This window comes from Klebsiella sp. TF21-TM (assembly GCF_019753495.1).
Lineage (GTDB): Bacteria > Pseudomonadota > Gammaproteobacteria > Enterobacterales > Enterobacteriaceae > Klebsiella > Klebsiella quasipneumoniae.
This window is the reverse complement of sequence record NZ_JAIJYL010000001.1, coordinates 294,414-307,613: the sequence shown is the minus strand read 5'-3', so window position 1 is coordinate 307,613 and position 13,200 is coordinate 294,414. Positions and strand designations below refer to the sequence as shown.

Annotated in this window: 13 protein-coding genes and 1 other RNA gene; 4 read left to right on the top strand and 10 right to left on the bottom strand. The window is 58.1% G+C overall.

Going from position 1 to position 13,200, the window contains the following annotated elements; all coding sequences use genetic code 11:
• Nucleotides 1–277: 277 nt before the first annotated feature.
• From ubiI to K5R89_RS01565, 4 genes are read right to left on the bottom strand one after another with little or no spacing between them, the layout of a single operon-like run.
• The gene (ubiI, locus tag K5R89_RS01580) at nt 278–1,480 is read right to left on the bottom strand and encodes an FAD-dependent 2-octaprenylphenol hydroxylase (protein WP_032454040.1); all 1,203 of its coding nucleotides are present in this window, start codon (nt 1,478–1,480) and stop codon (nt 278–280) included.
• A 10-nt stretch (nt 1,481–1,490) separates the two neighbouring features.
• Entirely contained in the window at nt 1,491–2,669 is a 1,179-nt protein-coding gene (ubiH, locus tag K5R89_RS01575) for a 2-octaprenyl-6-methoxyphenyl hydroxylase (RefSeq protein WP_023290982.1), read from the bottom strand.
• Nucleotides 2,666–3,982, bottom strand: coding sequence for a Xaa-Pro aminopeptidase (pepP, locus tag K5R89_RS01570; protein ID WP_004205299.1), 1,317 nt, complete (start codon nt 3,980–3,982; stop codon nt 2,666–2,668). The genes ubiH and pepP overlap by 4 nt, the downstream gene beginning before the upstream one ends.
• A 23-nt stretch (nt 3,983–4,005) precedes the next feature.
• Nucleotides 4,006–4,584: a YecA family protein gene (locus K5R89_RS01565; RefSeq protein WP_002916486.1), complete on the bottom strand. Its 579-nt coding sequence runs from the start codon at nt 4,582–4,584 to the stop codon at nt 4,006–4,008.
• A 166-nt stretch (nt 4,585–4,750) separates the two neighbouring features.
• Between K5R89_RS01565 and zapA the strand changes: the two genes are divergently transcribed.
• From zapA to K5R89_RS01550, 3 genes are all read left to right on the top strand, one after another.
• Entirely contained in the window at nt 4,751–5,080 is a 330-nt protein-coding gene (gene zapA, locus K5R89_RS01560; protein ID WP_004205298.1) for a cell division protein ZapA, read from the top strand.
• A 41-nt stretch (nt 5,081–5,121) separates the two neighbouring features.
• A non-coding RNA gene (gene ssrS, locus K5R89_RS01555) (6S RNA) lies at nt 5,122–5,305 on the top strand.
• 99 nt (nt 5,306–5,404) lie between these two features.
• On the top strand, nt 5,405–6,001 hold the full coding sequence (locus K5R89_RS01550) for a 5-formyltetrahydrofolate cyclo-ligase (RefSeq protein ID WP_049014205.1): 597 nt from the start codon (nt 5,405–5,407) through the stop codon (nt 5,999–6,001).
• 83 nt (nt 6,002–6,084) lie between these two features.
• Here the strand turns inward: K5R89_RS01550 and serA are convergent, their stop codons facing one another.
• Nucleotides 6,085–7,317 (bottom strand): phosphoglycerate dehydrogenase, encoded by a 1,233-nt coding sequence (serA, locus tag K5R89_RS01545; protein WP_008806446.1) that lies wholly within the window; start codon nt 7,315–7,317, stop codon nt 6,085–6,087.
• Nucleotides 7,318–7,586: 269 nt separating this feature from the next.
• A complete protein-coding gene (gene rpiA / locus K5R89_RS01540) occupies nt 7,587–8,246 on the bottom strand; it encodes a ribose-5-phosphate isomerase RpiA (RefSeq protein ID WP_002916495.1) in 660 nt (219 codons plus the stop codon).
• A gap of 167 nt (nt 8,247–8,413) precedes the next feature.
• Here rpiA and argP point away from each other — a divergent pair, with 167 nt between their 5' ends.
• The gene (argP, locus tag K5R89_RS01535) at nt 8,414–9,307 is read left to right on the top strand and encodes a DNA-binding transcriptional regulator ArgP (RefSeq protein ID WP_002916497.1); all 894 of its coding nucleotides are present in this window, start codon (nt 8,414–8,416) and stop codon (nt 9,305–9,307) included.
• Nucleotides 9,308–9,361: 54 nt separating this feature from the next.
• Here argP and K5R89_RS01530 read toward each other — a convergent pair whose 3' ends face one another.
• From K5R89_RS01530 to fbaA, 4 genes are all read right to left on the bottom strand, one after another.
• Nucleotides 9,362–10,120 (bottom strand): oxidative stress defense protein, encoded by a 759-nt coding sequence (locus tag K5R89_RS01530; RefSeq protein ID WP_023290983.1) that lies wholly within the window; start codon nt 10,118–10,120, stop codon nt 9,362–9,364.
• A gap of 89 nt (nt 10,121–10,209) precedes the next feature.
• Nucleotides 10,210–10,845: an arginine exporter ArgO gene (gene argO / locus K5R89_RS01525; RefSeq protein WP_048298259.1), complete on the bottom strand. Its 636-nt coding sequence runs from the start codon at nt 10,843–10,845 to the stop codon at nt 10,210–10,212.
• A gap of 151 nt (nt 10,846–10,996) precedes the next feature.
• A complete protein-coding gene (locus tag K5R89_RS01520) occupies nt 10,997–11,854 on the bottom strand; it encodes a small-conductance mechanosensitive channel MscS (RefSeq protein ID WP_023290985.1) in 858 nt (285 codons plus the stop codon).
• A 190-nt stretch (nt 11,855–12,044) separates the two neighbouring features.
• Nucleotides 12,045–13,124 (bottom strand): class II fructose-bisphosphate aldolase, encoded by a 1,080-nt coding sequence (gene fbaA / locus K5R89_RS01515; RefSeq protein WP_008806452.1) that lies wholly within the window; start codon nt 13,122–13,124, stop codon nt 12,045–12,047.
• Nucleotides 13,125–13,200 lie beyond the last annotated feature (76 nt).

Below are 13,200 nucleotides of genomic sequence, written 5' to 3'. Positions count from 1 at the left end.
AGCTCATTCAGGGCATCACATTAGCTTATGACTAAAATCCGCCGAAAAGCCTACAGAGTTATTGACTGGGAAAAAGCGATTTACGCCACATAAAATTAACAATACCGCGGCTCTAATTAGGTAATGATGGTGTTTTGTGCGATTTTATAGCCCTAATTTCTTTAACAAAAAAAAGGACGCATTAATAAATCTAATGCGAAAAAAGAGGTGAAATTAGAATATTTCAAATGAGGGGGAAAACCCGGCGCGCAGGCCGGGTGAAAGAAGTGTGACGCGGTTAACGTAACCAGGCAGGCAGATCGTTAAGGCCCATCGCCTGGCGAATCAGCTGCGGTTTCACGCCCGGCAGCGTATCGGCCAGTTTCAGCCCCATGTCGCGGAGGAACTTCTTCGCCGGATGGCTACCGGAAAACATGTCGCGGAAGCCCTGCATACCCGCCAGCATCAGCGCGGCGCTGTGCTTGCGGCTGCGCTCGTAGCGGCGCAGATAAAGATGCTGGCCGATATCTTTGCCCTGGGCGTGCAGACGCTTCAGTTCGTCGATAAGCTCGGCGGCATCCATAAAGCCGAGGTTGACGCCCTGCCCGGCCAGCGGGTGGATGGTATGCGCGGCATCGCCGACCAGCGCCAGGCGGTGGGCGGCGAACTGGCGGGCATAGCGGCCGGTCAGCGGGAAGACTTCACGTGCGCTTTCCAGCTGGCAGAGGCCAAGGCCATTATCGAAGGCGATATTTAACGCCTGGTTAAAGGTGGCTTCATCAGCCTCCTGCATCCGCTGCGCCTCCGCCGGCGACAGCGACCAGACGATCGAGCACAGGTGCGGATCGCAGAGCGGCAGGAAGGCGAGGATCCCGTCGCCATGAAATACCTGGCGCGCCACCGCCTGATGCGGCTCAGCGGTACGGATAGTCGCCACCAGCGCGTGATGATGGTAATCCCAGAAGGTCAGCGGAATATCGGCTTTATTGCGCAGCCACGAATTCGCCCCATCGGCGCCGATCACCAGACGCGCGGTGAGCATGCTGCCGTCCTGCAGGCTGAGAAAGGCCTCATTTTCGCCCCACGCCACCTGCTGCAGTTGCGCAGGCGCCAGCAGGGTGACGTCGGCGCAGCGCTGCGCCTTCTGCCACAGCGCATAATGCACCACGGCGTTTTCAATAATATGGCCCAGATGGCTGAAGCCCATGCTCTGGTCATCAAAGCTAATGCGGCCGAAGCTGTCTTTGTCCCACACTTCCATTCCGTGATAGCAGCTGGCGCGTCGGGCAACGATCTCGCGCCAGACGTCCAGCTTCGTCAGCAGCTTTTCGCTGGCGGCGTTTATTGCCGACACGCGCAGCGCCGGCGGCGCATCGGCAGCCAGCGGCTGCGGCTCCGCTTTCTCCAGCACCGCGACGCGCAGGCCGCTGCCCTGTAAACCGCAGGCTACCGCCAGCCCCACCATTCCACCGCCAACAATGGCAACATCAACACTTTGCACGTTCTACTCCTTAACGGGGAACCCAACCGAGGGTACGCTGCGCCAGCGCATCGCGCGCCGGGGTAAATAATTCCATGGCCATCAGACCGACATTGCGCCCCGCCACCAGCGGCGCCCAACGGTTGGCAAACAGATGCACCAGCCCATCGGTCACGCCGATGGTGGCGGCTTTATCCCCTGTTCTGCGCGCCTGATAGCGACACAGCAGCGGATAATGGCCGACATCTTCGCCGCTGAGATGGGCGTCAGCGAGCAGCTCCGCCAGACTCATCACATCGCGCAGGCCGAGATTAAAGCCCTGCCCGGCAATCGGGTGCAGCGTCTGCGCCGCGTTACCGACCAGCGCCAGGCGGTGCGACACCGCGCGGCTGGCGGTGGTGAGGGCCAGCGGATAGACGCTGCGCTTCCCGGCGTGGGTAATGCGCCCCAAACGCCAGCCGAACGCCTGCTGCAGCTCCTGACAAAAGCGTTCGTCAGACCAGCTCAGCACCTCGTCGCGGCGCGACTGCGGATGACACCACACCAGCGAGCAGCGCCCTTGCGACATCGGCAGCATCGCCAGCGGGCCATGCTCGGTAAAACGTTCGAAAGCGCGGCCTTCGTGGGGCAGCGCGGTGCTTACGTTGGCGATAATCGCCAGTTGCTCATAGGGCTGCTGTTGCCAGCTGATGCCGCAGCGGGCGCCCAGCGACGAACGCGAACCGTCCGCTGCCACCAGCAGCTTGCCGCTGATCGTTTCGCCCCCCTCAAGGGTAAGGCTGACGCTCTCCTGGCTGCGGCTGACCGCTGCCACCTTCGCCGGGCAATGCAGCGTCACGCCCGGCGCCTCGCGCAGCAGGCTAAACAGTCGCTGGCCGACATCGTGGAGTTCAACCACCTGACCCAGCGCCGGCAGGCGATAATCCGCCGCCGCCAGATTCACAAAACCGGCATGGCCGCGGTCGCTGACGTGTACCCGCTGGATAGCCGTCGCCCGCTCGGCGAGACGTTGCCAGACACCGATGCGCGCCAGCTGCTGGCAGGTGCCGGCGGCCAGGGCGATCGCCCGGTCGTCGAAGCCGGGATGGCGAGCCGACTGGGGATCCTGCGCCTCAATCAGATGGACCGGCAGCGCGCCGCCGGTCAAACGGGAGATGGCCAGGGCGAGCGTCGCCCCGGTCATCCCGCCGCCGACGATCAGCACGCTCATGACTGGCGCGCCGCCGCCATCAGCGCTTCGATCTCATCCGCCTTCTTCACCACGCCGGCGGTGAGATTTTCGTTGCCGTCTTCGGTAATGACGATGTCATCTTCAATACGGATGCCGATGCCGCGGTACTGCGCCGGCACGTCGGCGTCGGCGGCGATATACAGCCCCGGTTCGACGGTCAGCACCATCCCCGGCTCCAGGACGCGAGAACGGTCGGTGTCGTAGTGACCGACATCGTGTACATCCAGCCCCAGCCAGTGGCTCAGACCGTGCATAAAGTACGGGCGGTGGGCATTGTTGGCGATCAGCTCGTCAACCTCGCCTTTGAGGATCCCCAGCCGCACCAGGCCGGTGATCATAATGCGCACCACTTCCTGGTTCACCTGGCAGATTGAGGTGCCCGGGCGATAGAGTTCCAGCGCGGTCTCCAGCGATTCCAGCACGATATCGTAGATTTCGCGCTGCGGCTGGCTGAATTTGCCGTTCACCGGGAAGGTGCGGGTAATGTCGCCGGCATAGCCGCGATACTCGCAGCCGGCGTCAATCAGCACTAAATCGCCGTCGCGCAGTTCAGATTCGTTTTCGGTGTAGTGCAGAATGCAGCCGTTTTCGCCGCCGCCAACGATGGTGTTATAGGAGGGGAAGCGCGCGCCGTGGCGATTGAATTCATGGAGAATTTCGCCCTCCAGCTGATACTCGAACATGCCAGGGCGGCATTTTTCCATCGCCCGGGTATGGGCCAGGGCGCTGATCTCCCCGGCGCGGCGCATCACGGCCAGCTCTTCCGCGGATTTGAACAGGCGCATCTCATGCACAATGGGCCGCCAGTCGATCACCGAGTTCGGCGCCTGCAGGTTCTGCCGCGAGCCTTTGCGGAGTTTTTCGAGGGCGTTGAACACAATCTCATCGGCATAGGCATATTCGCCCTGGGCAAAATAGATAGCGTCCAGACCGTTGAGCAGCTGATACAGCTGCTGGTTGATTTCGCTGAACGCCAGCGCCCGGTCAACGCCCAGCTTCGCCGGCGCGGCCTCCTGGCCCAGACGGCGACCGAACCAGATCTCAGCGGTCAGATCGCGAACCCGGTTGAACAGCACGCTATGGTTGTGGGTTTCATCGCTTTTAATCAACACCAGCAGCGCTTCCGGTTCGTTGAAGCCGGTGAAGTACCAGAAATCGCTGTTCTGCCGGTAGGGATATTCCGAATCTGCACTGCGCACCGCTTCCGGTGCGGCGAAAATCAGCGCCGCGCTGCCTGGCTGCATCTGCGCCAACAGCGCCTGGCGACGCGAGAGAAATTCCTGCTGAGTCATGACGCCCCCTGAACGAATTTTAGTTAGTGTAATGTCGGTTTGCGGACTTCCGGTGCGGTTGGCTGCTGACGCGCAAAGGTGTCGTGGCACAGCAGTGCGGCTACGCGGACATACTCGATAATCTCCTCCAGAGACATCTCCAGCTCTTCCTGATCTTCGTCTTCATCGTAGCCCAGTTGGGCAATATTACGCAGATCGTCAATCGCTTCCCCGGTTTCGTCTTTCACTTTATCCAGCTTCGGCTGGCTAACGCCAAGGCCGAGAAGGAAGTGGTTGACCCAGCCGGCGAGGGCGTCGGCGCGGTCAAAGACGCTCACCGCATCGCCTTCCGGCAGATACAGTTGAAAGAGGAAGCCATCGTCATCCAGTGAGTCGCTGATGGCGGAATGCATGTTACGCAGCGCCTGGGCAAGCTCATGGCCGAAGGCGAGACCTTCGTTGGTCAGGTCGTGCACCAGCGGCTGCCAGCTGCTGTCCGTGTTGCCGCCGCACAGTAATCCGCTGATCAAACCGTGCATCTCGGCCGGGGTAAGCCCTACCCCTTGTTGGTTCAGTAACTGGTCTACATCGTTGTAACCAGGCATTTCGTTCTGTATAGACATGCGCATTCGTCATCGTTGGGAGGAATATTCATGGTATGCTACCACTTTGGACCCTGGTGAACCAGAATAGGGCTTGTATCTTCGCACCAGGGTAGCTATAGTGTCGCCCCTTCGCAGACCCGGGTCAGGGTGTGAAGGCAGCGCAGTCAATCAGCAGGAAGGTGGCATGTCTGCACAACCCGTAGATCTCCAAATTTTCGGCCGTTCACTGCGAGTGAATTGCCCGCCTGAACAAAGGGATGCCCTGAATCAGGCAGCTGAAGACCTTAATCAGCGGTTGCAAGATTTAAAAGAACGCACTAGAGTCACAAATACTGAGCAGCTGGTCTTCATCGCCGCGTTGAACATCAGCTATGAGTTGACTCAGGAAAAAGCGAAGACCCGCGACTACGCTTCCAGTATGGAGCAGCGCATTCGCATGCTTCAGCAGACCATCGAGCAAGCATTGCTTGAGCAAGGTCGCATAAGCGAAAGACCAGGGTCGAAGTTTGAATAACACTTTGCAGTTAACTGTGTTAGAGTAACTCCAGGAACAAAATTTCTCTGAGATGTTTGCAAGCGGGCCAGTCCCCTGAGCCGATATTTCATACCACAAGAATGTGGCGCTCCACGGTTGGTGAGCATGCTCGGTCCGTCCGAGAAGCCTTAAAACTGTGACGACACATTCACCTTGAACCAAGGGTTCAAGGGTTACAGCCTGCGGCGGCATCTCGGAGATTCCCTTCCTTACCTCGCATTATTTCCCCACGCCTGTTTTCGGCTGATGCCGCACTGTATTACACTGTTTTCTATTGTTTCGCCTGCTCGCCATGAGACCTGCATGACTCTACAGCCCGATACCCTGCTCTCCCGCCAGCACATTCGCCAGCAGATCCGCGAGCGTCGACGCGCGCTCAGCCCTGAGCAACAGCGGCAGTTTGCCCTGCAGGCCGCAGAGCGGATGATGGCCTGGCCGCCGGTGGTTCTCGCCCACACCGTGGCGCTGTTTCTCTCCTTTGACGGCGAGCTGGACACCCAACCGCTGATCGACCAGCTCTGGCGGGCCGGTAAGCGAGTCTATCTCCCGGTGCTGCATCCGTTTAGCCCCGGTAACCTGCTGTTTTTACATTACCATCCGCAGAGCGAACTGATAGTGAATCGCCTGAAGATCCGCGAACCGAAGCTCGACGTGCGCGACGTGCTGCCGCTCGCTGAACTCGATGTGCTGGTCACCCCGCTGGTGGCCTTCGATGCCGGCGGCCAACGGCTGGGGATGGGTGGCGGTTTTTACGACCGGACGCTGCAACACTGGCAGCAGTATCGCCTGCAGCCGGTGGGCTACGCGCACGACTGCCAGCAGGTGGACACCCTGCCGAGCGAAGAGTGGGATATCCCGCTGCCGGCGGTGATCACCCCGGGCAAAACCTGGTGTTGGTAGGTACGCGGGGACGAGAAATTCAGCCTGGAAAGTATTAACAAAAAAACGGGCAGGTACGCGACCTGCCCGAGAGGCAAAAATGATTAGAACAGCAGACGGGCGCGGATAGTCCCCGGGATCGCTTTCATTGCCTGCAGCGCCTGCTGGGCAACGTCTTCTTCCGCTTCGATATCAATAACCACGTAACCCATCTGCGGCGACGTTTGCAGATACTGGGCGGCAATGTTGATGCTCTGCGCGGCGAAGATCTGGTTGATGGCGGTCAGGACGCCCGGCCGGTTCTCATGGATGTGCAGCAGACGGCGTCCGCCGTGCAGCGGCAGAGAAACTTCCGGGAAGTTAACCGCCGACAGGGTTGACCCGTTGTCAGAGTACTTCGCCAGCTTGCCGGCCACTTCCAGACCGATGTTCTCCTGCGCTTCCTGAGTGGAGCCACCGATATGCGGAGTCAGGATCACGTTATCAAATTCGCACAGCGGCGAAGTGAAGGGGTCGCTGTTGGTCGCGGGTTCGGTCGGGAAGACGTCGATTGCCGCCCCGGCCAGATGCTTACTCGCCAGCGCATCGCATAGCGCCGGAATATCCACCACGGTACCGCGGGAGGCGTTGATCAGCAGCGCGCCCGGCTTCATCAGCGCCAGCTCTTCCGCGCCCATCATATTTTTGGTGGAGGCGTTTTCCGGCACGTGCAGGCTGACCACGTCGCTCATGTTCAGCAGGTCGGAGAGATGCTGTACCTGAGTGGCGTTGCCGAGCGGCAGTTTGTTCTCAATATCATAGAAGAAAACATGCATCCCCAGCGATTCCGCCAGAATGCCGAGCTGGGTGCCGATGTGGCCGTAACCGATAATCCCCAGTTTCTTGCCGCGCGCTTCAAAGCTCCCCACCGCCAGCTTATTCCATACGCCGCGATGCGCCTTAGCGTTGGCTTCCGGCACGCCGCGCAGCAGCAGCAGCAGCTCACCGATCACCAGCTCGGCCACCGAACGGGTATTGGAGAATGGCGCGTTAAACACCGGAATACCGCGCTTCGCGGCGGCGTTCAGATCCACCTGGTTGGTACCGATGCAGAAGCAGCCGACGGCAACCAGTTTTTCCGCCGCGGCGAAAATCTCTTCAGTCAGATGGGTACGGGAACGCAGGCCGATGAAATGGGCATCACGGATCGACGCTTTCAGCTGTTCGGAATCCAGCGCGCCTTTATGAAATTCAATGTTGGTGTAACCTGCCGCGCGAAGGCTATCGATTGCCTTTTGATGCACACCTTCAACCAGCAGAAATTTAATCTTGTCTTTTTCCAGTGATACCTTAGCCATTTCCCCGTCCTGTTTTGTCTTAACTGATGTCGTGCTGAACGAAAGTTCGTCTCAGCAACATATCAAAAAAAACTATCGCGGCAATATGAACGTTTGCGTCGCCGTCCTGAAGAAATGTCATTCAGAAGGAAATGGCAGGACAAAACACCAGAAAGATAATGAACGGTAGCGCGTTAATCAGAATGGTTGCACAAATGTGACAGAAGTCACTAAATTGCACCAGGTGAAAAAATATTTGCGAGGGAGCCGGTTGGCTCCCTGCAGACAGACTATTTTACGATGGTTTTCACACCGTCAGCGGTGCCGATCAGCGCCACGTCGGCGCCGCGATTGGCGAACAGCCCTACGGTCACGACGCCAGGAATGCCGTTAATCGCGTTTTCCAGCGCGATAGCATCGAGAATTTCCAGGCCGTGCACGTCAAGGATCACGTTGCCGTTATCGGTCACCACGCCCTGACGGTATTCCGGACGACCGCCCAGCTTGACCAGCTGGCGTGCAACGGCGCTGCGCGCCATCGGAATGACTTCAACCGGCAGCGGGAATTTGCCCAGAATATCGACCTGCTTGGAGGCATCGGCGATGCAGATAAATTTATCGGCCACCGAAGCGATGATCTTCTCACGGGTCAGCGCCGCGCCGCCGCCTTTGATCATCTGCATGTGACCGTTGATCTCATCCGCGCCGTCAACGTAGATCCCCAGGCGATCGACGCTGTTGAGATCGAAGACGGTGATCCCGAGGCTTTTCAGCTTCTCGGTGGAGGCATCGGAGCTGGAGACCGCCCCTTCGATCTGCCCTTTCATGGTGCCCAGCGCGTCAATAAAATGGGCCGCCGTCGAGCCGGTGCCAACGCCCACAATGGTCCCTGGCTGTACGTATTGCAGCGCTGCCCAACCTACCGCTTTTTTCAGTTCATCCTGCGTCATAATCATGGTCCGAGATGTGAATGCCTGTGGCGCATTATAGAACATCGACAGTGGAAATGTCCCTGCGATGCAGATCACACAACAGAGCAGACCAATTTCGTCTGTATCAAATAAAAATTTATGTCATAGTGCGAGATAACGATTAGTTATGGGGGCACGCCAGAATAATGAAACGACCGGACTACAGGACACTACAAGCGCTGGACGCGGTGATTAGAGAACGAGGATTTGAGCGCGCCGCGCAGAAGCTATGTATTACCCAGTCCGCCGTCTCACAGCGAATTAAGCAGCTGGAAAATATGTTCGGCCAGCCGCTGCTGGTACGTACCGTGCCGCCGCGCCCAACCGAGCAAGGACAAAAATTGCTGGCTCTGTTGCGCCAGGTTGAACTGCTGGAAGAGGAGTGGCTGGGCGACGAGCAGACTGGCTCCACGCCGCTGTTGCTGTCGCTGGCGGTGAACGCCGACAGTCTGGCGACCTGGCTGCTGCCGGCGCTGGCTAATGTGCTGTCGGACTCCCCTATTCGTCTCAACCTGCAGGTGGAAGATGAAACCCGCACCCAGGAGCGCCTGCGCCGTGGCGAAGTGGTCGGCGCGGTAAGTATCCAGCCGCAGGCGCTGCCAAGCTGCCTGGTGGATCAGCTCGGCGCGCTCGATTACCTGTTTGTCGCCTCAAAAGAGTTTGCGCAACGCTACTTCCCGAACGGCGTAACGCGTTCGGCGCTGCTGAAAGCGCCGGTCGTCGCCTTCGACCATCTGGACGATATGCATCAGGCCTTTCTGCAGCAAAACTTCGACCTGCCGCCGGGCAGCGTCCCTTGCCATATCGTCAACTCGTCGGAAGCCTTCGTCCAGCTGGCGCGCCAGGGCACTACCTGCTGTATGATCCCGCATCTGCAGATCGAAAAAGAGCTCAACAGCGGCGAGCTTATCGATCTCACTCCCGGCCTGTTTCAGCGCCGTATGCTCTACTGGCACCGCTTTGCCCCGGAAAGCCGCATGATGCGGCGGGTGACCGATGCGCTCATCGACTACGGTCACAAGGTGCTGCGTCAGGATTAAGCCGCGGGCATAAAAAAAGCCACTTCGCTGAAGTGGCTTTTTTGTTTCTATCGCTTACTGGGCCGGTTTCGGCGCTTCAGCCGGTTTCGCCGGTGCCGCGGCCTGCGCCGGCTGCAGTTCAAACACGACGTCGACCTGGTCGTCAAACTGGATAGTCGCCTGCTCGTAGGTTTCCTGGGCGGAAACCGGCGCAGCGTCAGCGGCCTTCATCATGCGAACCATCGGGCTCGGCTGATAATTAGAGACATGGTAGCGTACGCTGTACACTGGCCCCAGCTTGCTGTGGAAACCTGCGGCCAGCTCCTGCGCCTGGTGCACGGCGTCGTCGATCGCCGCTTTACGCGCTTTATCTTTGTAAGCGTCCGGTTGCGCAACGCCCAGCGAGACGGAGCGAATTTCGTTCAGACCGGCTTTCAGGGCGCCATCCAGCAGACCGTTGAGCTTATCCAGCTGGCGCAAGGTCACTTCGACGGTGCGCACCGCGCGATAGCCTTTCAGAATGCTTTTCCCGTTCTGATAGTCGTAATCAGGTTGGGTACGCAGATTCGCCGAGTTGATGTCTTTTTTCGCAATGCCGCTCTTTTCGAGGAAAGAGAGGTATTGCGCAACGCGATCGTCAGCCTGTTTTTTTGCCGATGCGGCATCTTTTGCCGCCACGTTCACTTCGATCGCCAGGGTAGCGATATCCGGAACCGCAGCAACGCTTGCTGTGCCTGAAGTCACAATGTGCGGACCGTCCGGCAATTCGCTTGCCTGTGCCGCCATCGTGCTAAATCCGAGTGTTGCCGCCAGGGCTAAGACTTTTAACTTCACTGTCGTTTCTCCATGTTACTTGAATCGCCCTTACGGGACGCATGCCAGCAAGCTTAGCGCGTACAGCAGGAAAGTCCATCGGACAACGCTTAGTTGAGCAACGCCTGGATATGGACGACGCCCTCTTTTGCCAGCTGAAACGCAATAAACCACATGACGGCGCCGACGACAATGTTGATGATCCGCTGGGCTCTGGCGGTACGCAGCCGCGGCGCCAGCCAGGCGGCCAACAGCGCCAGACCAAAGAACCACAGGAAAGAGGCGCTAATGGTTCCCAGCGCAAACCAGCGCTTCGGCTCCATCGCCAGCTGGCCTCCCAGGCTGCCCAGCACCACAAACGTATCCAGATAAACGTGCGGATTCAGCCAGGTGACCGCCAGCATAGTGATAATGATTTTCCAGCGCCCCTGCTGCATCGCCTCGGCGCTGGCGAGCTCAAGATTCTGACTGAACGCCGTCTTCAGCGCGCCAAAGCCGTACCACAGTAAAAAGGCCACGCCGCCCCAGGTCACGAGCGCCAGTAGCCAGGGGGACTGCATCAGCAGCGCGCTGCCGCCAAAAATGCCGGCGCAGATCAGCAGCAAGTCGCTGACGGCGCACAGCAAGGCAATCATCAGGTGATACTGACGACGGATGCCCTGGTTCATCACGAAAGCATTTTGTGGGCCAAGCGGCAAAATCATTGCCGCTCCCAGGGCAAGGCCCTGAAAGTAATAGGTAAACATGAGGATTTTTCCGCTGTCTTCGAGAGTGGCGCTGACTATAACGCGAATAAATTATTAGCGGAAATTGAAAGTATTAATCATTAATAAGCGAAGCTAATAGTGAGCCATTAAAAAAGGCCGGCATGGCCGGCCTGAGTCACTGAGTGGTGGTTTACTCGGCTTTTTCCGGCAGGCGCACCACATGAACATCCATCTGCGGATAAGGGAAGCTGATGCCATTGGCGTCAAATTCACGCTTGATGCGCTCGAGGATATCCCAGTAGACGTTTTGCAGATCGCTGCTTTTGCTCCACACGCGCACCACGAAGTTCACCGACGAGGCGCCGAGTTCGTTCAGGCGCACCGTCATTTCCCGATCGCGCAGAATACGATCGTCAGATTCGATAATCGAGGTCAGGAGCTGCTTCACCTTGTCGATATCGGCATCATAAGAGACGCCGATAATAAACTCATTGCGGCGCGCCGGTTCGCGGGAGAAGTTAATGATGTTGCCGGCGATAATTTTGCCGTTCGGCACCACCACGATTTTGCCATCGACGGTGCGCAGGGTCGTGGAGAAAATCTGCACATTCTGTACGGTACCCGCAATGCCGCCGAGATCGACATATTCACCGGCGCGGAACGGGCGGAACATCACCAGCAGTACGCCAGCCGCGAGGTTAGACAGTGACCCCTGCAGCGCCAGACCGACGGCTAAACCCGCGGCGCCCAGTACCGCAATGACCGAGGCGGTCTGCACGCCCACGCGGCCCAGGGCGGCAATCAGCGTAAAGGCGATAACCGCATAGCGCACCAGCGCGGAGAGAAAATCGGCAACGGTGGCGTCAATTTTACGCGCCAGCATCAGGCGGTTGACGGTGTTAGAGACGACGCGCGCCACGATCATCCCGACGATCAGGATAGCGATAGCCGCGACGATGTTGACGGCATAGCTCAGCAGCAGCTCCTGGTTGCGTGCCAGCCACGTCCCGGCGTGGTTGATGCTATCGACAACGTTCAAATCTTCCATTTAACATTCCTTATGAATCCCCCAGGGGGAAGTAAATAACTCAGCCTGCGACAGGGCAGTCAGGTTATAGGGTAAACAATAAGTGCACGTTTTGCCAAATGGATCACAGTTTTCTGCCGCGCTATCCTGTTGTTAAGCTAATAAAAAAGCCCGCATTGCTGCGGGCCTCAGGGTAAGAAACAGATTTTTCTTACAGAACGTCGATCGCGTTCAGCTCTTTAAATGCCTGCTCCAGACGAGTCACCATGGAAGTCTGTGCAGCACGCAGCCATACGCGCGGATCGTAGTATTTCTTGTTCGGCTGGTCTTCGCCTTTCGGGTTGCCCAGCTGGCCCTGCAGGTAAGCTTCGTTAGTTTTGTAGTACTGCAGGATACCGTCCCAGGTTGCCCATTGGGTGTCGGTATCGATGTTCATTTTCACTACGCCGTAGCTAACGGAGTCTTTGATTTCCTGAGCGGAAGAACCGGAACCGCCGTGGAAGACGAAGTTCAGGCTGTTGTGCGGCAGGTTGTGTTTCTTGGAAACATATTCCTGAGAGTCGCGCAGGATAGTCGGGGTCAGAACGACGTTACCCGGTTTGTACACGCCGTGTACGTTACCGAAGGAAGCGGCGATGGTGAAGCGCGGGCTGATTTTGCTCAGCTCGGTGTACGCGTAATCCACGTCTTCCGGCTGGGTGTACAGGGCGGAAGCGTCCATGTGGCTGTTGTCCACGCCGTCTTCTTCGCCACCGGTGCAACCCAGTTCGATTTCCAGGGTCATGTCCATTTTGGCCATGCGCGCCAGGTATTTAGAGCAGATTTCGATGTTTTCGTGCAGAGACTCTTCAGACAGGTCGATCATGTGAGAAGAGAACAGCGGTTTGCCGGTAGCGGCGAAGTGTTTTTCACCCGCGTCCAGCAGGCCGTCGATCCACGGCAGCAGTTTCTTCGCGCAGTGGTCAGTGTGCAGGATAACCGGCACGCCGTAGTGCTCAGCCATCTGGTGCACGTGGTGCGCGCCAGAGATAGCGCCGAGGATAGCAGCACCCTGAGGAACGTCAGTTTTCACGCCTTTACCTGCGATGAACGCCGCGCCGCCGTTAGAGAACTGAACGATAACCGGAGAGCGAACTTTCGCAGCAGCTTCCAGAACGGCGTTGATGGAGTCAGTACCTACGCAGTTTACCGCCGGCAGTGCAAAGTTGTTTTCTTTCGCTACCTGGAACACTTTCTGAACGTCGTCGCCAGTGATGACGCCCGGTTTTACGAAATCAAAAATTTTAGACATGTTACTTAGTCCTGTATCTGTATCTTCGACCGTTGAAGAAGGTTCGCGAGCCCTTAAGCGCGCTGAAAAACAGGCG